General features: G+C 62.3%; 17 protein-coding genes. 9 read left to right on the top strand and 8 right to left on the bottom strand.

What is annotated here, in order from left to right; translation table 11 throughout:
• The 3 genes from JNM03_RS08280 to JNM03_RS08290 form a co-directional block, all read right to left on the bottom strand.
• On the bottom strand, positions 1–243 hold a 243-nt coding region (locus JNM03_RS08280), incomplete at its 3' end, for a hypothetical protein (RefSeq protein WP_294035988.1).
• On the bottom strand, positions 243–962 hold the full coding sequence (locus tag JNM03_RS08285; protein WP_234181434.1) for a hypothetical protein: 720 nt from the start codon (positions 960–962) through the stop codon (positions 243–245). The genes JNM03_RS08285 and JNM03_RS08280, both read right to left, overlap by 1 nt.
• Positions 963–1,037: 75 nt before the next feature.
• Positions 1,038–2,054, bottom strand: coding sequence for a hypothetical protein (locus JNM03_RS08290; protein WP_234181435.1), 1,017 nt, complete (start codon positions 2,052–2,054; stop codon positions 1,038–1,040).
• A 478-nt stretch (positions 2,055–2,532) separates the two neighbouring features.
• Here JNM03_RS08290 and JNM03_RS08295 point away from each other — a divergent pair, with 478 nt between their 5' ends.
• The 5 genes from JNM03_RS08295 (at position 2,533) to JNM03_RS08315 (ending at position 10,051) form a co-directional block, all read left to right on the top strand.
• A complete protein-coding gene (locus tag JNM03_RS08295) occupies positions 2,533–5,937 on the top strand; it encodes a hypothetical protein (RefSeq protein ID WP_294035989.1) in 3,405 nt (1,134 codons plus the stop codon).
• A 376-nt stretch (positions 5,938–6,313) separates the two neighbouring features.
• Entirely contained in the window at positions 6,314–7,432 is a 1,119-nt protein-coding gene (locus JNM03_RS08300; protein WP_294035990.1) for a DNA N-6-adenine-methyltransferase, read from the top strand.
• 495 nt (positions 7,433–7,927) lie between these two features.
• Positions 7,928–8,692: a hypothetical protein gene (locus JNM03_RS08305; RefSeq protein ID WP_234181332.1), complete on the top strand. Its 765-nt coding sequence runs from the start codon at positions 7,928–7,930 to the stop codon at positions 8,690–8,692.
• Positions 8,693–8,972: 280 nt separating this feature from the next.
• A complete protein-coding gene (locus JNM03_RS08310) occupies positions 8,973–9,617 on the top strand; it encodes a MobA/MobL family protein (RefSeq protein ID WP_234181333.1) in 645 nt (214 codons plus the stop codon).
• Between the two features lie 161 nt (positions 9,618–9,778).
• The gene (locus JNM03_RS08315; RefSeq protein ID WP_234181335.1) at positions 9,779–10,051 is read left to right on the top strand and encodes a hypothetical protein; all 273 of its coding nucleotides are present in this window, start codon (positions 9,779–9,781) and stop codon (positions 10,049–10,051) included.
• A gap of 186 nt (positions 10,052–10,237) precedes the next feature.
• Here the strand turns inward: JNM03_RS08315 and JNM03_RS08320 are convergent, their stop codons facing one another.
• Together JNM03_RS08320 and JNM03_RS08325 are read right to left on the bottom strand one after the other, a co-directional pair.
• Positions 10,238–10,723, bottom strand: a complete 486-nt coding sequence (locus JNM03_RS08320; RefSeq protein ID WP_234181336.1) for a hypothetical protein — start codon at positions 10,721–10,723, stop codon at positions 10,238–10,240.
• A gap of 691 nt (positions 10,724–11,414) precedes the next feature.
• Positions 11,415–12,998, bottom strand: a complete 1,584-nt coding sequence (locus tag JNM03_RS08325) for a Na+/H+ antiporter (RefSeq protein WP_294035991.1) — start codon at positions 12,996–12,998, stop codon at positions 11,415–11,417.
• A gap of 314 nt (positions 12,999–13,312) precedes the next feature.
• Between JNM03_RS08325 and JNM03_RS08330 the strand changes: the two genes are divergently transcribed.
• From JNM03_RS08330 to JNM03_RS08340, 3 genes are read left to right on the top strand one after another with little or no spacing between them, the layout of a single operon-like run.
• Positions 13,313–14,089: an SDR family NAD(P)-dependent oxidoreductase gene (locus JNM03_RS08330; RefSeq protein ID WP_294035992.1), complete on the top strand. Its 777-nt coding sequence runs from the start codon at positions 13,313–13,315 to the stop codon at positions 14,087–14,089.
• Positions 14,086–14,877: an enoyl-CoA hydratase-related protein gene (locus JNM03_RS08335; RefSeq protein WP_294035993.1), complete on the top strand. Its 792-nt coding sequence runs from the start codon at positions 14,086–14,088 to the stop codon at positions 14,875–14,877. Before JNM03_RS08330 ends, JNM03_RS08335 begins: the two co-directional genes overlap by 4 nt.
• Positions 14,874–15,632 (top strand): N-acyl homoserine lactonase family protein, encoded by a 759-nt coding sequence (locus JNM03_RS08340; protein WP_294035994.1) that lies wholly within the window; start codon positions 14,874–14,876, stop codon positions 15,630–15,632. Before JNM03_RS08335 ends, JNM03_RS08340 begins: the two co-directional genes overlap by 4 nt.
• Positions 15,633–15,649: 17 nt before the next feature.
• Here JNM03_RS08340 and JNM03_RS08345 read toward each other — a convergent pair whose 3' ends face one another.
• On the bottom strand, positions 15,650–16,378 hold the full coding sequence (locus JNM03_RS08345) for an enoyl-CoA hydratase-related protein (protein ID WP_294035995.1): 729 nt from the start codon (positions 16,376–16,378) through the stop codon (positions 15,650–15,652).
• 118 nt (positions 16,379–16,496) lie between these two features.
• On the opposite strand from JNM03_RS08345, the gene JNM03_RS08350 reads away from it, so the two are divergent.
• A complete protein-coding gene (locus JNM03_RS08350; protein WP_294035996.1) occupies positions 16,497–18,362 on the top strand; it encodes an arylsulfatase in 1,866 nt (621 codons plus the stop codon).
• Here the strand turns inward: JNM03_RS08350 and JNM03_RS08355 are convergent.
• Together JNM03_RS08355 and JNM03_RS08360 are read right to left on the bottom strand one after the other, a co-directional pair.
• Entirely contained in the window at positions 18,279–19,232 is a 954-nt protein-coding gene (locus JNM03_RS08355; RefSeq protein WP_294035997.1) for a formylglycine-generating enzyme family protein, read from the bottom strand. The genes JNM03_RS08350 and JNM03_RS08355 overlap by 84 nt on opposite strands.
• Positions 19,229–19,846, bottom strand: coding sequence for a TetR/AcrR family transcriptional regulator (locus tag JNM03_RS08360; RefSeq protein ID WP_294035998.1), 618 nt, complete (start codon positions 19,844–19,846; stop codon positions 19,229–19,231). The genes JNM03_RS08355 and JNM03_RS08360 overlap by 4 nt, the downstream gene beginning before the upstream one ends.
• Positions 19,847–20,061 lie beyond the last annotated feature (215 nt).

A 20,061-nucleotide genomic window follows, 5' to 3' on the forward strand; every position in this document is an offset into this window, starting at 1 on the left:
AAGTTCTTCGCGGTGCGCGGCAAGCTCCGCAATGAACGCCTGCTCTTCGACGCTGCGCTTCTTGAGCACGGCTTCCACCTGGTCGGCGATACCCAAATTGCATACGACAATTTGCGTTAGAAGCTCGTCGTCCTGCAGCCCGAATATAGCTTCCATAGTTTGCAGATGGAGCAGCGTTTGCGGGGGCGGGTTCCGGTGGTATATCGCTTGGTAGAGCCGGACGACGTTCGAGATCTTACTCATCAGAACAGCCCCCCCAACGCGTCTTCGACATCGCGCTGCCACATACGAAAGCGCGCGCGGGTTCCTCGGGATAGGCCCGCATCGATCTGATCGAGACCCATGTTATCGGTGCGAAACTTGTCGTAGATGTGCTCGGGCAGCGCCGGACAGCAGAAGACATCGCCCCCAGTCTTCGCGACTGCTTCGAGAAGCTCGGCGTCGACGAGCACGAACTTTTGGGGCGGCCCGTGCCAGGCTGGGAGGTTGAGCAGCACGCGGCCTGGCGGATCGCCGGCGAGCATGGCATCGAGCGTCGCGCGTGACGCCTGATCGAGGCCCATGGTCCAGATGATATCGACGTCGATATCGAGCGCGTCTTCTTCATCCTCGATCGCGAAGCGGATGAACTCGTGGACCCGATCAAGATCCTCAAATCGCCCGCCGGGAACGTTGACGAGGATGTACGCGTCATCGGGCGCGTCATCGATGATCGTGATGAGCTTCTCCTGATCGGATTCGTCACCCAGGTCGATCGGCTCGACGCGATGTCGATTGCCATAGGCATGTTCGATGTCGCGCTGCGACAGGCTCGCTTCGATGAAGATGACGGGAATGCCGCGGTGCATGAGCGAATGTGCAAATGTTGCCAGCGTGCCGGTGCTGCCGACGCCGCCCTTCTCCTTCTCGTAAAGCATGAGGCGCTTGCGCCGGTGCTCCTCAACCTGTTCTTTGGTCGACATGGGTCACTTCCTTTCTGCGTTGAATAGTTTGGTCGCCTGGCCGCAGGGGTGCGGCTACCCGCGTGAAATGTGCGGTCATGATTTGGGCCTGCCGTGCTTGGCGTGCGCCTCGGCAAGACGTTGCCGGGCGTCGCCCTGCGATCGTGCTCGCCCGGCAAATCTCGCGGCGAGATTCGCCCCACGACCCGGCGCTGCGGCTTCGTTCGCCGTCCTTTGCGGAGACCGCGTCGAAGGGCTGTATGTTGCCTTGTCCGCGTGTTGCGCCGTTGTAACGGGCTGTTGCCGCGAGGGGACAGTGGGCGGCGGACCGGTAGGTGGCAAGGGAGCAGGCGGCGGCTCGGGGAACTGCTGCGACCCTGTGTGGAGCGTGTATCGATCGGCGACGGCGAAGTGCGCCTTGCGTGAGTAGCCCGCTGAGAGCAGACGCGTGATGATTTGATTGAATATCTCAGGTCCATCATCAAGTTCGGCGAGGGCCGATAGCTTTGTCGCGATCGCGCCGACGTCGAGAGCGGTGCCGCGCATGGCCGCGAGATTGGTGATCGCCGCGGCCCACTGCTCTGGCCCGTTCGTCGAATTCAGGAGGATCTCAGCAATCTCGTCTGGAATATCGGCCGCAGTAATCTTGCGGCGGCGGAGCGAGGGTGCGCTTTTCTTTTGCTGACCCGGCGGTGCCGGTTCGGCAATGCATTCAGGCCCAATCGCTATTGTGACGGCGCGGATCCGGATAATAGCGACCACGATGTTGAAGATGCGGGACGGCCAGACTAGGCCGGACGAGTTGAGGATCGCATCATGGAAAGATTTCTCAGCGTCCTCGAGTTCAAACACGAGCGCGTCATGGCGATACCGCGGATGGAGCCGCCAGGCGTTGAAACGCGGGACCGTCTTGCGGATCGCTTTACCGGTGATTTCTTGTAATAGCCTGTTTATACACGGGCCGAGCAGCGCGTGCGCCACAGCGCCATCGCGCAGTTCAGCGCCCGTCGCTCGCGATGCCTGATGCTGATCCACCGCGGCGTCGAAACCGGCGAACGCCGCTTCACACAATAGATTACCAATGGCATCAACAGCGTCGTCAAGGTAATCCAAATCGTCCTCCCGCACCGAGAAGACCGGGCCTCGCAAACAATCTCGCGGAGGCCTGACGAATCGGGCGGGCTACCATTTATGGTAATGTCAAAGCGATATCCACAATAACCGTTATTTTCGCATGTGGAAATATCGCAGGATGGTGGTCCATTTGTCACGGATAGCTCGGTGTAAGAGACCGTTGTTTCACCTTACATCCGCCATTTTCGTGTATGGTGAAACGAAAATCCCCTTACATTATCGATAGAGTTTCCAGCACAGGAGATTTTGAGATCCCCGAAGATGTAAGCTATATTCGATGCGGGCTTACTTGTTTTGCGCAATAGGCTAACCTCCCATTCTTCGATTGTGGAAGTTAGCAGCAACATGATATCCTTCGGATTAGGAAGGTCGGTTTCGCTCGGGACTTCCCGAGCGGGCGCCTGCCGCGGGCTGGTGGGAGGGGCGCAGCCCGCCCTGGAAGCGTGGACTGGAGATCATGGATCCGATCGGAACTTTTCGCAGGCGCGCAGCAAAGCGGATCATCCGCGACTTGCCGCTCGACCTGGCGGAGACCGAACTCGATGATCCGTTGGGGCTCCTGCGCGGCAAGGTCCGAGCGAGCCTCGATTCCGCGCAGCGCTGGGAGCGCGGGAAGGCGGCTCCTGCCCGGCGCGCCTGGTTCGGCATTCCGAGCGTGCCGGACATATCGCGGCTGACGAGCGTGGCGGGGGAGCGCAGCTTCCACCTGGCGCGCAACGTCACCCGCGAGCGAGCGGCGGCCGCCTTCGATGATTATGCGACCGGTAAGATCGGCGATGCGAATGCGGAGCCGGAAATGGCGGCAGAGGAGCGGCCCGCTGCGACGTTCGACCGCTACACGCAGGATCATGGCCATGACGATCGCCAGGTCCTCGTCACGACGCTCGATCCGGATCCGGTCAAGCGAGCCAGGCAGTGGGACGCGGTCGAAGCGCATGAGTTCGGTCGGCGCAAGAATAAATCCGCCGGACCGCCGCGTCTCAACATCAGATATGAAATCGCGCCTGCGTTTCTGGCGGGCGCTGCGCTTCGCGCCGATTGTCCCGAAGGTCTGCGTCACATTCTCAACGCCGAGCAGAGGCGGGTGGATGGCGGCAAGGCGCTCGGCAAAAAGCGCCAGTCGGTTGGTGTGCCGTGGATCGATCCGGAGGCGCCTGCCGCGCTGAAGTGGCTCGCGGCGCTGCCCGGCTGGCCGGATGCGGATCCGCCGGTGAAGCTCAGCGAAGGTCGCGGCAGCTATGCGGTCATTGCGGGCGAGGCGGAGCTGCCCGCCGATCTCGACGGCGCGGCGCACGAACGCATTCTCGTCGGTGCGAACGCCTGGGTGCAATCGCTCGCCAAATCCGAAAGCGGCGATGCTGACGCAAATCGGGTCGTGCCCGCCCTGTTCGTGCGGCATGAACCCGACGCGCTCAATAACCTGACGAACTGGCACCTGCACTTCCAGGTCGGTAAGCGTGCGGTGTCCATCGATGGCGACGGTGAACTGGCGTTCGACGCCCACGTCGTGCCGCAAATCGCGACCAGCTTCATGAAGCCGTTCCGCTGCGAGATCGCGCGACTCGTCAACGTCGAACTGAAGGCCACTGACGCTGACTATCGGCTCTCGCCAGAAACCTATGCGAAGATGGGGCTCGACGCGCAAACCATGCGTAAGGTCGGCGGCAAGGCCACCGTACTCGAACGCGCGGGAGATACGCCGGATGTGTCGCTCGACAATGCAGCGATCGGCTGGGCGCGCGTGCTTGCGCAGCACGTGGCGAAGCGCGAGGCGGATTTGGCGAATGCTGATACCGCTTTCGAATTTCGCGAAGCGCGCGTGCGCGAAGTCCGCACTTCGGATGAGCGTGACCGGCTGGACCGGCTCGCGCGCGAGCTTCGCGATCGCGAGCATGCCGCGATCCGGCTGCGCGCTGAGGCCGCCGAGATCGAAACGCTGTGCGCTATGGCGCGCAGCCATCCGCGTATCGTTGCGCAATTTGCTCCGGGCTATGCAGACAAGGCGCGGAAGGACGGACACGATACCTACCTGTCGCACGCGTGGACCCGGCGGGGTAACGAGGCCGAAGCCTATCTCGATGAACTCGAACGGGAGTTGGTCGTTGAACAGGCCGCGATGGCCGAGCGTCGCGAGCAGGCGATGCTTCTTGAACGCAGCGCTGCCGATCTTCGCGAGCGCCTCGAGCAAGACCTGGGTCTTGCGGTCCAGAATGCAGAGCCGACCCGCGTGATCGACGCAATTTTGTCACGTGAGCCCCGCACTCAAACCATCCTCGACCCCAATGCGGTGATGCAGCGCATCGCCGAGACGCCGCTCCTGCTCAGCGACGTCGACGGACACCTCGTGGTCCTCCCGGCCGACGATCCTCAGGATTTGATCCACGGCGTCGATCTGAATGCCGCGCCCTATCGAAAGCGGCTTCCGGCGATCCGCGATGCCCAGCAGAAGGAACTCGCCCAAGTCGGCGCGTTGCTGACCAAGCGCGGGCCGGCAGGTTTGGATGATGATAATCTCGTCGACAAAAGCGCCTGGCTGCAAAAGGCGGTGAGGCGCTGGCGCGACACTCCCGAGATGGGGCGGCGGATCAAATTGCGCGATCTCCGCATTAAGGCAGTCCGTAAAGTCGCGTCAGGCCGCAAACGGGAGGCCGACCAGGAGTTTGCACTGTCGCCGCCTCGCGCGCTCGATCAGCCCTTACCGACCATTGCATCGCTCGGCGCACGCGGACTCGATATGGTGGGGCTGGGCGAGATCACACCTGGCCGCGAACCACAGCCGGTGCCCGCATGGCTCTCACCGCGCGCAGAACTGCCGCGAGAATATGATATTTCCGCTCACGAAACTGTCCCCGTCGCGGCGAAGCAGGCGACGACTTTGCGCGATGTTCGCCGTGATGACTATCGTCCTATCCATCACAACGGGCGGGAACAGTTTGCTGATCTGTATGAGCGGCTTGCCGACACCTCAATCAATGGGCCATTTCCCGACAGACCGACCAATGACCAGCTTCAGGCGCTTCGATCGGTGATCGAAACTTATCCTGTTCGCATCGCGCGCTGGCGCGGCGCGCTGCAGATCGATGTGCGCGACGACCCTCGCGACTGGTTCGATACTCCGTATATCCGGGGCACCGCGGGTCAGGACCTGTTGTCCTCGATCGTCGATAAGCGTGTGCAGATGTTCAGGAACCTGCCCGATATCGATCCGGCGCGCCGGCCAACGGCTTGGGACGTGGAACAGAAGCGACGGGCATCTTGGCTTGATCGACCTGCCACGCACGTCGCGCCGGTGCCTGCCGAATTGATGGACACATATCAGGAAACCGACCCTGCCGCCCTGTGGCGCCGTGCGCCTGTCCCTTTCCTGTTCGCGCGGCGTGCGGATGCCGAGGCACCGGACACGGTGAAGACGCTGCGCCACGCCCTCGGACCTCGCGCCGCGTGGCTGACACGGCCCGACATACGCGCCCGCACCCGCGCCGCCTGGTTCGTCCAGCAGGAGACGCGGAGCGATATCCTGCATGATCTTATGGTCGATTCCGGCTTGCTGCCAGCCGCGCCGCTGCGTGCAAACGAAGCGGACCGCTTTCGGCACATGGGCGATCTGCTGCTCGACGAAGAGTGGCTGCTGGTCAAGCGCGGTTCGGTGCGGTTCGATCCGCCGAAGGAGGCGGATCGGTTGAAGCGCGCGTTGGCATCGGCTCGATCCAGCGAGGATATGGCGGCTGCCGCGGCGATCATGGCGTTCGGGATCAAGCGGCGAACAGCGAAACAAAATGCGAAACGGTCGAAGCCATCTAAGGGCCGTCATCCCTACGATCGCGGGCTGCCCGGCCGAGAGCCCAGCGGGCGCGGACGCTGAAGGCCTCATTGTCAGGAAATCATGCTCCTTGTATCGACTCTCACCCCCAAGACGACGCGAACACAGTCGCGCGTTCTCGTAATTCTGTTTGGCCGAGATGGCGCGCTCGCACAGAGGATTCCGATTACCCAGAGAAACTTCGCAGCTATATTAAAGATTTATTCATCTTTAGGGTCTATATGCCCGGCACAGTTGCGAACATGCGGCGGGGATAGCATCCCAAGTCGGTGACCTATGAATTTGTGATTCGCGCCAATTTTCGAGCTCCGCATCTGCTGATGCGGGCTTGAATGGCGTTCGAGGTCATGAATGAACCAGCCTAAACATTGCTGCCAAGCAGCCATGGCTTCGCTCGCCGAGCGAGGAAACCATAGCCATGGGAAATGCACAGAACACAAAGCCGTCGAATAAATTATCCCTTACATCCCCCGCACTCCCCCGCGGTTCGGATGTCTGGGCAAACGCTTCTCCTTCCGGGCTGTCAGCGGCAAAATTGCCGTTCGGCGGCAAATCGTCGAATTGCATCGGTTCGAAGGTTAGTAGCGGTTCGGCCGGATCGTCAGTCCGCCCGGAGCCTGGAGGCGAAAGTTGTGCTAACCTAATTGTTGAATTGCGCGAAGCGCGCGTATCAAAGGGTTGGTCGCGAAAGGTCATGGCCAAGCATGTCGGAGTGTCGCCCCAGACAATTACGCGGCTCGAAAAGGGTGTCGGCACCGTGTCAACGCTTGTGGCGGTAATGGACTCAACCAATTTCATGCTGACAGGTCTGAGTGCCGGTAAGACGCTGTTCGAAAAGCTCCGCAACACCCGTATCAAACATGGAAAGTCGCTGGAGAATTTGGTTAGGCGAACCGGACTGTCGCACACGGCCATCCTCGACCTCGAAAATGGTGCGGGATCAGTTGAAGACTTGCTGCGCCTGCTGGCAGCGCTTGCGCCGAGAGCTCGGCGTCAAGCTCCCGCTCGAGCGTATTGGGCGCTGGGTCAGAAGGAAGATCGTGATTCCCGCTTCACCCCGCCAGATTTCATGGACAATATTTATAAAGCGTTTGGCGAAATAGATCTCGATCCATGCGCTCACGAACTCAGCCCTGTCCTGGCGCGCCGTAAGATATTGGCCAGTAGGGGCGGCGACGGACTTAGCCAGACATGGTCAGGGCGTCTCGCTTTCGTCAATCCGCCGTACTCATGTGCCCTGCAGTGGCTACGGCGAGCTCATGAGCAATGGTCAGCTGGCCACGTTGCCACCGTTGTGTGCCTCGTTCCGGTCAGAACAGATTCGGCATTTTTCCACGAGGTTTTGAGCTTGGACGCCGATATCTTCTTTCTTAAAGGGCGCGTCAAATTCCTGAAACCGGACGGGGCGGCGCAGCAAACGCCCTTCAGCCTTATGGTGTTAACCCTTGGAGCAAACGCAGAACAGCGAGCTCGCTTTGCGCAATTAGCAGCCGGATTCTGGTCGCGAAGGCGTCAGCCAAATGACACTGACCTCTAGCGGGAAGGCGTAAACCTCGAAACGGAGCTTAAACCCGGCGAGGGTCTCGATAACGTGCGGTATGCCGCCATCGATACCCTCGCCGGGTCGCATGCGCTGATGATGGGGTTTCTTGTAGAGCTCGCGTTCTTGAGCAAGTGAACGGGGGCGCTGCGTTCGGGGCAGTCTCGCTCAGTCTGAGCCCATTGGCTCCTAGGCTCTAACGACCAAAATAGTCGAAGTGGCGTTCCCAGTTCGCTGTTGGGAAGCGGGCGGCGAGTTCAACGGGCTTAGAATTGATTGTCTAAGTGTCAGAAAGGCCTGCTGCTCAAAATCAAAATCACCCATTCGGTGAAACCGCAGAACGGCCTCGCATGTCCGCCGGATGGAAAAGCGGGACGCGGCTGCGCGCCCGCCAAGCGGTGGAGACGCTGACGCGGGAAGCGAGGAACAGGGTGAAAGGAAAAGAGGCAGGAGTTCTGTCTCGGATCCCTGATCCTCCGAAAGGAGAATATCGTGAACGAGTATCAACTTCCCAAATGCCTGCAGGTGATCGGTCTGGCATGCATTCCCGTCAACGACATACCAGACCAGCATCCGGCGCTGGCACGCAGGCCGGTTGCGGCGGCGGTCCTGACGATGGTCGATCAAGATGATGGTCATCGCTGGATCAACACGATCTGCGTCTCCGACGCGCGCAAGTCGGAAATCCCATTGCCGCACTTGCTCGACAAGACACTGTTGCCCGGCGTGGTCCAGATCGCGTCCATGGCCGATCGCATGACGCTGGCGATGGACGCGATGAGCCGGCGCTTCTTCGTCGAGCCGGCTCTTGCAGAACTCTGCTTTGGCGAGACGGCTATCGATCCCGCCGCGATGGGTGACCATGGGTTCGATGAGCGAACAGCGTGCCGTCGTTTCTCGATCCCGATGCCCGAGATCGGCGATGCGGACATCGAGCTTGCCTGGTCGCGCTCGGCGCCTGCGGCAGCCGAAGACCATGCGCTGCGCGTCGCGACCGCACGCTTGATGCTGTGGGCGCATGTCGAGGCGTTCCGCATCGCGCGACCGGAACCCTTCTTCGAGATCATGCTGGCCCTGCGCGACTGGATCGATGCCAGCGAGTATCTCAAGGCCGCGCTCGCCGATATCGGGAACTCACGCCCAATCCGCCGTGCAGACTCTTTCGCGCATCATTATCGCGACTATCGACAACGCCTTGCTGCGGGCGACGAAACCGCGAGATGGGTCAGCTTCGAGGACGGCCTGTTCCACGCCTGAGCGCGCCTAACGCGTAAACTCACTATCGATGAAAAAATGGCCTCGCTGCTCGGGTCGCGCGAGCAGCGAGGCCTGCGAGCGTGCATATGCACAACGCTTCGCATGCGACGGGCCGCTGTCATGCCCGTCAGGGCACGGTCTAGCGACCAGCTTTAAATATCCGGTGAATCGACGTCCAGCAGCCACTGCGGCGCCGTCTCTCCGTCCCACCATCAAACCCAAATCAGCAAGCGGACCGCTGCGATGCGGTCCCTTTGTCCTTTGTAGAAAGACGTACCAAATGACGACCATCCATAACATCCGCCCGTTCAACACTCGATATGTAATCCGGGAACGCTCAAGCCGCTACACGCCCGAACTCTTGCGCACGCACCGCACGGCGCAGGCGAGCTATGCCTACATCAACCGCCAGAATAGCGTTGATGAATGGGGTCCGACGCCGAACTGGGCGTCGCGCTCCGACCTTGCGGCGGCGGGCCGATGTGCTCCTGCCCGCGCCGCCGGACCCAAGCTGTCGGGGATCGCGCTCTGGGCACAAGCGGACGAGAATGCGCTCCGGTATCGGCCCGACGAGCCGACAATCGCGCATTGCGTTGGCAGCTTGCCGCGCCATGAGGACCTCGCCTTCTGGCGCAATCTGATCGAAGGCTTTGCCGAGGATTATCTCGTGGCCCGCGGCATGGTTGTAGACTGGGCGATCCATCATCAAGCGGAAGGCGACGATCAGCCCGAAATTGCGCCGCACGTCCATCTCCTCATCACCTTGCGAGGATATGACCCCGAGCACCGCGATTACGGCAAGGTCCGGCAGAACTGGCTGCGGACGGACAACTCTCGCAAGCGCCTGGCCGAGCGTTGGTGGGACCGTACCGGAATCGTCCCGCCCGAATATGTCATGGCAGCGACAGCGCAAAAATCCCGCTGAGATCGTGTCGGCACCGAGCACCGGTAACGCCCGGTGCCGACCACCCTGAATATCGCATTGCCTGTTCTGGCTTCTGAAGGAGCGGATAGCGAGGCCTTCAAGCCAGAACAGGAGAGAAATTGAGCGGAGAGGGTGATCTGAAGATCGGAGGAGAAAATAGAATGTTTATCGTTGAACTAACTGCTGTAGTCATTGCCGCGTATGTCACGGCCCTCGTTATGCGCGAAATGCCGCGCCTGTTTGCATTGCTCATCGTCCGGATCGCCGACCGGCTGTCGGCAGCTAGGCACACTCAGATCGTGGAAGCGGTTAGCGGTCGCCAAGTCCCAGCGAATTGGACCGCGGCGTCGGAAGATCGGAAGTTGTTGCGCGCCGGCATGCGCTCGACGATGCGTATGGCGACGTTTCGTTCGCTCTATCCGACTAATCGCTAAGGGAATCTGCTGAGCCCAGGCGTCGGCAATCGAATTGCCGACGCCTGGGCCAGCCGGATATGTCATTATGCGAGCCCCATATCAGGGGTTCATCAGATGGCAGGTGTTCGCTCGCGCCATGATACTTATTTCGTCTCCAATCGGGAGCGCGGCCTTGCCAGCGACCTCTCGTTGCGCCCAGGGAGATCAATGAACCCTGACATAAGGATTGGGATCGCATGCCATGATCTGCGGCATCAGTGACAGGATCTTACGCGCCATTTTGATCCGATCAGCCCGATGGTCCAACGGGATTTCCAATACCCGACAAAGTGCCGCATCGTGATAAGCGAAGCCGAAATCCGCGCCCTTGGGAACTATCAGAGCCGGTCCTTCCCTGGAAAGAACCCATACCGAGCATCGAGGCCACGTCTTCACTTTACCGTCATAGGTCTCATAAACCGCGATATTGGCGGGTCCACGGCGTTCCTTCCCGGGCTTGAAGGCAAGCACAATCAGGTCTTTGTTGGCTTCTTTTACCGCCTGCTCAAAACCATGCTCATTCCCTGCTTCAGCAACAGTGAATGCAGCCTCTCTGAAAGGGATCCCGTCTACTTCTCGTCTAAGGGTTATCATCCTGCCGAGACAAATCAGGAAATCCATCGCAATTTCTCGATTAAAACTGGTCTTCATTCTCATTCTCCTTGGAGCTAATGTTCAAAGCTCGTCGGACGAGATTATTCCGCCGACCCTGAGTTATAGGATCGTCGAAAGCTGCTCCCAAGCTACTCAGAATTTTTTTTTCATTTATTCGAATTTCGATAGATCTGGGCGCAACGTAATGGGCGCCCGACCGCACCAAGGTTGACCCCACTTAGATTCTGGGATCATCATCGCGGCGCTGCTGCCTAGGTGAATGGACGTGCTTGGTCGTTGCTAAGGTAAGTTGGCGCCGCTGATTGAGGTGCAGTCGCCGCACAGGCAGCCGTTTGTTTAAGGATTAACCTAGTGGACGCGGAGCGATGGGCGATCTCTGTGGTAGGACAGGGCGTGCGAGGCGGGGTAGCTACGGGGAAAATGCCTTCATTCGAGCGAGATCAGGCGACGTGCCACGTCCGAATTACGGCTACCGCACGGCTGTCACAGCGCGCAGCAAAAGACCCTGAGCGCCTGCATGGGAACGCCGCACCGATGTTCTATTGCGGTTGGTCTGTGATGCCACTAACTGTAGCCAGTGAGTGTAGCCAGTCGCAACTGGTGCCACGCGAAATTGGCCGAAAACAGGGCTTTTTGGGGTGCAGCTTTTCCTTAGGTGAGGTTCCTGCCGCCCCAGCCAGCCGGTGTTTTCCTTGATATCTGGTGAAAGTCGTCGGCGTTCCCGCCGCTAATCGCCGCGCTGGAGTGTCATCGCCAATTCCTCGACGTCGAGGTCGCGTTCCAGTTCGTGGAGAACCTCGTCCTCGATCAGCCCCGCGCGATGCAGTCGGATCAGTTCGGCCCGGCCGGCAGCGATTGCCTGGAGCAGCACGTCGAAATGCGAACGCAGCCCATCCATCGCGGTGCTCGCATCGGCTTCGTAACGCTCCATGAAATTCATCCGCTTGCGATGCTCCTCCAGCATCATCGGATGGATCAGCGTGCCATCTTCGTCATAGGACAGTCTTTCGATAACCGCGAAACGTGCGCGCGCCATTGCGGCCTCGGCCGCGGGCATCGCCATTTTCGCCGGCGGATCGGTGTCGACCGGCTGCACGCGGCGAATGAGCATGCCGAGGCTGGAACCCTGCGCGACCACGGTTACAAAGATCACCGCAAAGGCGCAGATCAGCATCAGGTCGCGACCGGGCATGTCGATGGGCAGGGTCAATGGAACCGCCAGCGTCACGACACCTCGCATCCCCGCCCAGCTCAAAACGGTTGCCTGCCGCCAGCCGAGCGGGCGCGCGCGTTTCAGCCCGATCTTGCGCGCGGTCTCGAGAATGGCTTCCGACGCAAAGATCCAGACGAAACGCGCAATGGTGACGGTGATCACGACCGCGGCCACGACGATGATCGTCGATGCAGGGATCGCTCCGATTCCGCCGATCCGCTCGATCGCGCCGCGCAGGGAAAAGCCGATCAGGATGAACACCAGCGCTTCGAGGATGAAGACCATGATGAACCAGCCCGAATTGGCGCGAAGGCGGACGTCCGCGGGCAGTATCTCATGCTGATACCAGCCGAGGGCGAGGCCCGCGGTGACGGTCGCGATCACGCCCGAGACATGCACCGCTTCGCCGGCGAGATAAGCCGCCCAGCAGAGCAGGATCGTAATGAGCATGACCAGCATCGGGTCGCGCAGACGTCTGGCGAGGAACACCCAACCAGCCGCAACAATGGCGCCGACGATCACGCCGCCGATCGCGACGAACGCGAAGCTCCGGATCGCTTCGCCGGTGTGGAACACCCCGCTGAGGGTCGCCGCGACCGCAAAGCGAAAGAGGATCAGGCCGGTCGCATCGTTGAGCAGGCTTTCACCCTCCAGCAGCGCTTCGAGCCGACGTGGCAGGTGGACGCCTTTCAGCACGGCGCGGGCCGACACCGCGTCGGGCGGCGAGACGATCGCGCCGAGTGCGAAGCAGGCCGCCCACGGCAGGGCCGGAACGATCCAGTGTACGACGACCCCGACGACGAGGGTGGTGAAGACCACGGCGCCGACCGCGAGTGACAATATGCCCGGAAGATGGCGCCGGAAACGGCCGAGTGCGGTGAAATAGGCGCCGTCCATCAGGAGCGGCGGCAGGAACAGAACCAGCGCCAGTTCGGGGTCAAGCGAAATGGCCGGCAGCCCAGGAATGAAAGCGAGCCCTCCGCCGCCGACCAGCAGGGCTGTAGCGGGCGGCCATCGCAGCTTCAGCGCCAGCCAGTGGAGCGCGATGACCAGCGCCAACAGTCCGAGAACAAGCTCGAAGGCTTCTACCGCGTGCATGGGTCAGGTCCGACCTGAAACGGCGTTGAAAAACACTGGCATATCGAAGCCTCTCCCGTCAGATCCGGCGAAGCCATCTCTGACGCGGTTTGTCGCCGCGATCAATGCCGGGGCCTCTTCGAGACGAAAGCCGGGCAACCCTTTATCCCCCGCCCGCCGCCCTTGGCGGCCGCGACGGGGGAACAGGTTGTTTGTGCACGATGAGAACATTAGATGAACAAACTTGATCCGTCAACCCCCTGAACTGCCGCGGCCAGGTTGACGTTAACGTCAATCATCTCCAGAACTGCTGACAGCAAAAATGGAGACGACACATGGTGCAACAGCCGACCTTCGACCTTTCGGGGCGCGTCGCGCTCGTCACCGGGGCTTCTTCGGGGCTCGGTGCTGGCTTCGCCAGGGCTTTGGCGGCGGCGGGCGCAAAGGTCGTGCTTGCCGCGCGCCGCGCCGACAAGCTTGCCGAACAGGTCGCGCAAATCCGGGCTGCGGGCGGCGAAGCGGTCGCGGTGTCGATGGACGTGACCGACGAGGCCTCGACGAAAGCGGCCTATGACGCCGCCGAGGCGGCGTTCGGGACGGTCGACACGATCGTCGCGAATGCCGGCGTCGCGACCGAGAAGATGGCGATGAGCCTGAGCGTCGACGAGGTCGACTTCCTGTTTGCGGCCAATGTCCGCGGCGTGTTTCTGACGGCGACCGAAGGGGCGAAGCGGCTCGACGCCTCGGGCAGCCGCGAAAAGCAGAACGGGCGGATCGTCCTGATCGGATCGATCACCGCGGAAAAGGTCTTTCCCGCGACCTCGGTCTACGGCGCGACCAAAGCGGCGGTGCGCCATCTTGGCAAGGCGCTGGCGCGTGAATGGGCCCGGCGGGGAATCAGCGTCAACGTCATCCAGCCGGGATATTTCGAATCCGAAATGACGGCCGTCCTGTTCGAAAGCGACGTTGGAGTGCAGATGGTCAAAAGCTTCCCGCGCCAGCGAATGCGGCCCGCGACCGACCTTCACGCGCCGTTGCTGCTGCTTTGTTCGGATGCGGCGCAGGGGATTACGGGCAGCGTGATCACGGTCGACGACGGGCAGACGTTGTGAGCGGCGAACTGCTGATCGAAGCGCGCGGGCAGGTCGAGATTGCGACCCTCAACCGCCCCCAACGACTGAATGCGCTGAACGAGGGGATGGTCGACGAACTGAGCGCCTATTTCGGCGGACTCGCCGATCGCAAGGAGGTTCGTGTCGTCATCCTGCGCGGAGCTGGCCGCGGCTTTTGCGCCGGCCTCGATATTCAGGAGGACCGGTCGTCGGACGAAACGCCGGTGCTGCGTACGCTTCGTACCCAGACGAACATCGGCAACATCTATCGCAAGATGCGGGCCTGCCCCCAACCGATCATCGCATTGGGCCATGGCGCCGCTGCGGGAGGTGGGCTGTCGCTGCTGCTGGCGTCCGACGTGCGCTATGCGTCGCCGGATTTCCGATGCAATGCCGCCTATATCCGCATTGGACTTGGCGGCTGCGACATGGCGTCGAGCTATTTCCTGCCGCGTCTCGTCGGGGCGAGCCTGGCGTCGGAGATGATCCTGACGGGGCGCTTCATCGACGCCGAGCGCGCGCTGCGGGCCGGGCTGGTCAGCGAGATCGTCGCGGCGGAGGACCTGCTCGATCGAGGCCTCGCACTCGCCGATGAGATGCTCGCGACGAGCCCATGGGGCCTTCGCCTTTCGAAACAGGCGCTGAACCTCAACATCGATGCACAAAGCCTTGATGCGGCGATGGCGATCGAGGATCGCCAGCAGGTCATCCTGTCGGCGACCGAGGATCACCGTGAGGCACTGGCCGCCTTTCTGGGCAAGCGGCCACCCGAGTATCGCGAGACATGACCGACAGGCTTCGGCTCTTCGCCTTCAACACCGGCTGGTTCCAGTGCCGCCCGGGCTATTTCATCGAGGGCGAGGAGGGCGATTATCTGAAAGGGCCGGTGCCCTCTTACCTGATCGACCATCCGAAGGGGCGCGCACTTTTCGACACCGGTATGGGCGTGCGGTATCGCCGCACGCTTGCCGACGCGCTGCCGCCGAACAAGTTCGGGCTGCAATATTTCGAGGGGCAGGAAATCGCTGCGCGGCTGCGGAGTATCGACGTCGATCCCGGCAGCATAGACTGGGTGATCAATTCGCACCTGCACATCGACCATTGCGGCGGCAATGCCAGCCTGCCCAATGCCACGATGATCGTCCAGTCGCGCGAGCTGGCGGCGGCGCAGGCGACCGAAGAAGCCGGGCTCTATGAAGCGGTGGACTATGCGACCGGCCAGCCGGTCAGGGCGATCGATGGCGAACTCGACCTGTTCGGCGACGGCAGTGTACGGATCGTGCCGACCTATGGGCACACGCCCGGGCATCAGAGCGTCATCGCCAGATTGTCCGGCGGGCGGGAGGTCCTGCTCGCCGCCGACTGCTGTTACACCGAGCGCAATCTTGACCTGATGATCCTGCAAAAGGCGGTCGTCGATCGCGAGGCGGGCCTCAGCACGATGGAATATCTGGCGCGGCAGAGGCGGGCCGGCGCGCACATTCTCTTCGGGCACGACGGCCGCCAATGGGCGGGTGTCGAAGAAGGCAAACCGATCGGCTGACGTTCGGGCTTTCCGCGCTAAAATTGCTTCGCCACGCGCTCGGCGAAGTCGGGGGCGACACCGGCGCTATTGAAGACTTCATGCGCAAGTCCGGCGTCGAGCGGCAAGTCCGCCTGCTCGCGATAGAGCCGTTTATAGGCGAAGACGCTGTGCCGCGACTGCACGGCGATCGCGTCGGCAAGGTTTCGGGTTGCCGTATCCAGGTCGGCATCGGCGACGCATTGATTGGCAAGCCCGATCCGCGCGGCCTCGGCGCCGCTGACCGGCAATCCGGTGAAGCTGATCTCGCGCGCTTTCCATGGTCCGACGCGGCGCGGCAACCGTTGGCTCATACCCCAGATCGGCACCAGGCCGAATTTTCCGTGCGTGTCTGCAAAGCGCGCACCCTCCCCGGCGATAATGATATCCCCGGCCAGCGCCAGTTCGAGACCGCCCGTGAAACAGCCGCCCTGAACCGCGACGATCAACGGCTGGGGCAGTTCGGCCAGCTTGGTCACGATCGACGCCTGGTAATGCGGGCGCGGCGTGTCCAGTCCGCGCTCCTTGAGGTCGTTGCCGGCGCAGAAGACCGGCCCGGCGGCGCGCAGGATCACCGCGCCGATCGCGTCGCCCGCCGCTGCGATCCGATCGGCGTGTGCGTCGAGTTCGCCCCACAGCGCCAGATTCAGCGCGTTCCGCTTGTCGGGGCGGTTCAGCGTCAGCGTCGCGATGCCGCCCGCCTCATCATACAGGACCAGTCCGCTCATCGCCGTCTCCCTTGTTTCGTTCCCTGCACAGCATGGATAATGATGCATGCCAAGAGCGGGCATTGACTCGCATCTCTATTGGCATATCAAATGCCAAAAGAATCGCAGGGGAGAGCCGATGAAAGCGCGCGGTGGAGCCGGTAAGGGGCCGGGTCGTATGGGCCGGCACCGCGTTGCCATCGTCGCCTCGTTGACCCTGCTGGCGGCGGCGCCGGCGATGGCTCAGGCCAACCCGGCGTCGCCGCGTCACCCCAATATCGTGATCCTGCTCGCCGATGACTGGGGTTTCAGCGATGTGGGTTCGTTCGGCAGCGAAATCGCGACGCCGAACATCGATGCGCTGGCGCGCGCCGGCATGCGCTTTTCGAATTTCCATGTCGCGGGGTCGTGCTCGCCGACGCGCGCCATGCTCCAGACGGGCGTCATGAATCATCGCAACGGCCTCGGCAACATGCCCGAGACCATCCCCGACGCGCATCGCGGCAAGCCGGGGTACGATACGGTGATGAATTTTCGCGTCGTCACGATCGCGCAGCTTCTGAAAGCGGCGGGTTATCGCACCTATCTTACCGGGAAATGGCACCTCGGCAGCGATGCGAAGCGGTTGCCGCACGCGCGGGGATATGATCGCGCCTATAGCCTGGCCGACGCGGGCGCCGACAATTTCGAGCAACGGCCGATCGAGGGCATGTATTCGACCGCGGCATGGACCGAAAACGGCAAGCCGGCGACACTGCCGAAGGACTATTATTCCTCGCACTTCGTCGTCCAGAAGATGATCGATTATATCGAGGCGGACCGTGCGAGCGGGAAGCCGTTCCTGGCGTCGGTCAATTTCCTCGCCAACCATATTCCGGTGCAGGCGCCGGACAGCGACATTGCGCGCTATGCGGCGATGTACAAGGACGGGTGGACCGCGCTTCGCGAGGCGCGGGCGAAACGCGCCGCGGCGCTGGGCATCATGCCCGCCGGAGTCCCGATCGTCACGATGGGCACGACGCCCGACTGGGGCACGCTCGATGCCGAAGAACGCGCGGCGGCGATCCGCGTGATGCAGGCCTATGGCGGGATGGCGACCGCCATGGACCGCGAGATCGGCCGCCTCGTCGCGCACCTGAAAGCAACCGGCGATTACGATAATACCATCTTCGTATTTCTGTCCGACAATGGCGCCGAGCCGACGAACCCCTATAGCAGTACGCGAAACCGCCTGTTTCTGGGGTGGCAATATGACACGTCGACGGCGAATATCGGGCGACGCGGCAGCTTTAGCGCGATCGGCCCCGGCTGGGCGAGCGCGGCGGCCTCGCCGCTGTCGGGATACAAGTTCAGTGCGACCGAAGGCGGCTTGCGCGTGCCGCTGATCATCGCCTGGCCGGGCAATCCCAAGCTGCGCGCGGGCGCGATCAACGACGGTCTCGCACATGTGACGGATATCCTGCCGACTCTGACGGACCTGGCCGCGGTGCCGGGTCATGGGTCGTCGTGGGAAGGCCGGGCGGTCGAACCGGTGACCGGGCGCAGCCTTGTTCCCATGCTCGAGGGGGCCGAAGGCAGCGTCCACGGCGACGCACCGATCGGCTATGAGCTTTCGGGCAACGCGGCGTTGTTCCGCGGCGACTACAAGCTGGTGCGCAATCTGGCTCCGACCGGCGACGGAAAATGGCGGCTCTATGACCTCAAGGCCGATCCCGGCGAAACGCGCGATCTGTCGCGGGCGATGCCCGACCGGTTCGCCGCGATGCAGGCCGATTATGCCGCCTATGCCAAAGCGAACGGCGTGCTCGACATGCCGGCGGGTTACACCGCCGACGAACAGATCAACCAATATGCGTGGGAACGGCAGGGCAGGCCGCGCGCGATCAAGGCGGCACTGATTGTCGGCGGGGGTCTTCTGCTTCTATCGGCGATTGTCTGGCGCTGGATTCGCAGGCGCCGGGCGCGCCGTGTCGATCAGGCGAAAGCCGATGTGGTCGGTGCCTAGGCCGCGCTCCTGGAACTGCCGCGCGGCGGGGCGATAGCGGGCGCAATAATTGGCGGCGCAAAGGAAGCTCCCGCCTTTGATGACATTGCGTTCCTCGGTCGCGGACGGGGCTGCCGCGCTGGCCGTCCATTCCCACACATTGCCGATCAGATCGTGCACGCCGTGATTGTCGGCGGGAAAGCAGGCGACTGGCGCGCGGCTCGTAAAACCGTCCGTGCCAAGGTCGCGGACAGGAAAGACACCCTGATAATAGTTCGCGCGGGGGGGCCCGTCTTTGCCGACGGGGACGTTGCGATCGGCACCGCCGGTCGAGGCTGCCAGTTCCCACTGTTCCTCGCTCGGCAGCGTCTTGCCCTTCCATTTGGCAAAGGCGAGCGCATCGTCATAGCCGACCTGGACCACCGGATCGCGGCTGCGGCCGGTGATGGTCGTCTGCGGCCCGGCGGGGTGACGCCATTCGGCGCCGACCACCCAGCGCCACCAGTTCGGATTGCCATCGGTCGGGGCGGTGAATACCGCCGATCCGGGAACCAGCATCTCGGGCGGTGCGCCGGGCAGCTTTGGCGGATCCTGTTCGGCGAGGGTCCTGTACCCCGTGGCCTTCACGAATTCGGCGAACTCGGCATTCGTCACTTCGTGCGTCGCCATCCAGAAGCCGGGGACGGTGACGGTGCGCGGCGGCCCTTCCTCGGGCAGATGCGCGTCGGCGCCGAACGCAAAGGTCGCGCCGGGGATCCAGACGTAGTCCTCGACGGGCATGGCCGGGCATTCGGGCGGCTTTGCTTCGGCGACCTTTTCGGCTGGGGCCGGGCCACATGCGGCCAGCACGCCGAGCAGCATCAGAGCGGGAGCCGCGGCGCGGGAGATCATGGCTTTGCGGCTGCGACCAGCGCTTCGACCATATGCGCGACGACCGCGCTCGCATCCTCGACCGACAGTCCCTGATCCTGGCGTATCGCGCGCCAGTTCTGGAACGAGAGCGTGGCGCAAAGCGCTTCGGCGAAATATCGGTCGCCGCCGACGCTTGCGGGAAGGAGCCGCAGCACGAACTCGCGCTCCAGCGTCACCACCTGCGCATATTGGCCCATCAGATAGGGCGACTGATAGCGCTTGATATTGGCGGCGAGGCGAAAGGGCAGCATGGTTTCGAACACACGCACGCGCCGCCGCGTCAGATCGCGCAGGTTGGCGCGCCAGTCATTGTCGGGGTAGGGTGCAGTGACGATCGGCCAGATGCGTTCGCCGATGATCTTCGAAATCTCGCGATAGAGCGCGTCCATATCGTCAAAGTGGCGAAATACCGTGCGCAGGCCGACGCCCGCTTCCTCGGCGACGCGCGCCGCGCTTGGGCTCAGGTCCCCGCCTTCAATCAGGCCCATCATCGCCTCGACGATGCGCTTATGGCTCGACCGGCTACGCTCGCGCCGCCCGTCAGGCCGCGCGTTCGGGCTTTCGTCGGCCGCTGCTTTTGCCTTCCCCACCATAGCGTCTCCGCTGGCCCAGCTTTGCAAGAACGTCAATGCCCGAACTGGGATCCTGGCCTTAGGGTCAGGACCCATTCATTCCGCGTTCGAGGCGTCGAAATGGCGAAGATATCGGGCCTGTTCGGATGCAGCGGGTAGCATCGCTACCCGCAAGGCCGCGCAGGTTCGAGATCGAAGCCATTTCGGCGTCCCTGCGGGATTTGATCGATTTTGCC

It is taken from the genome of Sphingopyxis sp., assembly GCF_016793825.1.
In the GTDB taxonomy this organism is placed as follows: domain Bacteria; phylum Pseudomonadota; class Alphaproteobacteria; order Sphingomonadales; family Sphingomonadaceae; genus Sphingopyxis.

What these genes read in the sequence shown, in the direction of transcription:
- JNM03_RS08330 (WP_294035992.1), top strand. Translation starts at nt 13,313, where the DNA reads ATGGTGCAACAGCCGACCTTCGACCTTTCGGGGCGCGTCGCGCTCGTC.
- JNM03_RS08310 (WP_234181333.1), top strand. Translation starts at nt 8,973, where the DNA reads ATGACGACCATCCATAACATCCGCCCGTTCAACACTCGATATGTAATC.
- JNM03_RS08340 (WP_294035994.1), top strand. Translation starts at nt 14,874, where the DNA reads ATGACCGACAGGCTTCGGCTCTTCGCCTTCAACACCGGCTGGTTCCAG.
- JNM03_RS08360 (WP_294035998.1), bottom strand. Translation starts at nt 19,846, where the DNA reads ATGGTGGGGAAGGCAAAAGCAGCGGCCGACGAAAGCCCGAACGCGCGG.
- JNM03_RS08315 (WP_234181335.1), top strand. Translation starts at nt 9,779, where the DNA reads ATGTTTATCGTTGAACTAACTGCTGTAGTCATTGCCGCGTATGTCACG.
- JNM03_RS08300 (WP_294035990.1), top strand. Translation starts at nt 6,314, where the DNA reads ATGGGAAATGCACAGAACACAAAGCCGTCGAATAAATTATCCCTTACA.
- JNM03_RS08345 (WP_294035995.1), bottom strand. Translation starts at nt 16,378, where the DNA reads ATGAGCGGACTGGTCCTGTATGATGAGGCGGGCGGCATCGCGACGCTG.
- JNM03_RS08350 (WP_294035996.1), top strand. Translation starts at nt 16,497, where the DNA reads ATGAAAGCGCGCGGTGGAGCCGGTAAGGGGCCGGGTCGTATGGGCCGG.
- JNM03_RS08295 (WP_294035989.1), top strand. Translation starts at nt 2,533, where the DNA reads ATGGATCCGATCGGAACTTTTCGCAGGCGCGCAGCAAAGCGGATCATC.
- JNM03_RS08325 (WP_294035991.1), bottom strand. Translation starts at nt 12,998, where the DNA reads ATGCACGCGGTAGAAGCCTTCGAGCTTGTTCTCGGACTGTTGGCGCTG.
- JNM03_RS08320 (WP_234181336.1), bottom strand. Translation starts at nt 10,723, where the DNA reads ATGAAGACCAGTTTTAATCGAGAAATTGCGATGGATTTCCTGATTTGT.
- JNM03_RS08285 (WP_234181434.1), bottom strand. Translation starts at nt 962, where the DNA reads ATGTCGACCAAAGAACAGGTTGAGGAGCACCGGCGCAAGCGCCTCATG.
- JNM03_RS08355 (WP_294035997.1), bottom strand. Translation starts at nt 19,232, where the DNA reads ATGATCTCCCGCGCCGCGGCTCCCGCTCTGATGCTGCTCGGCGTGCTG.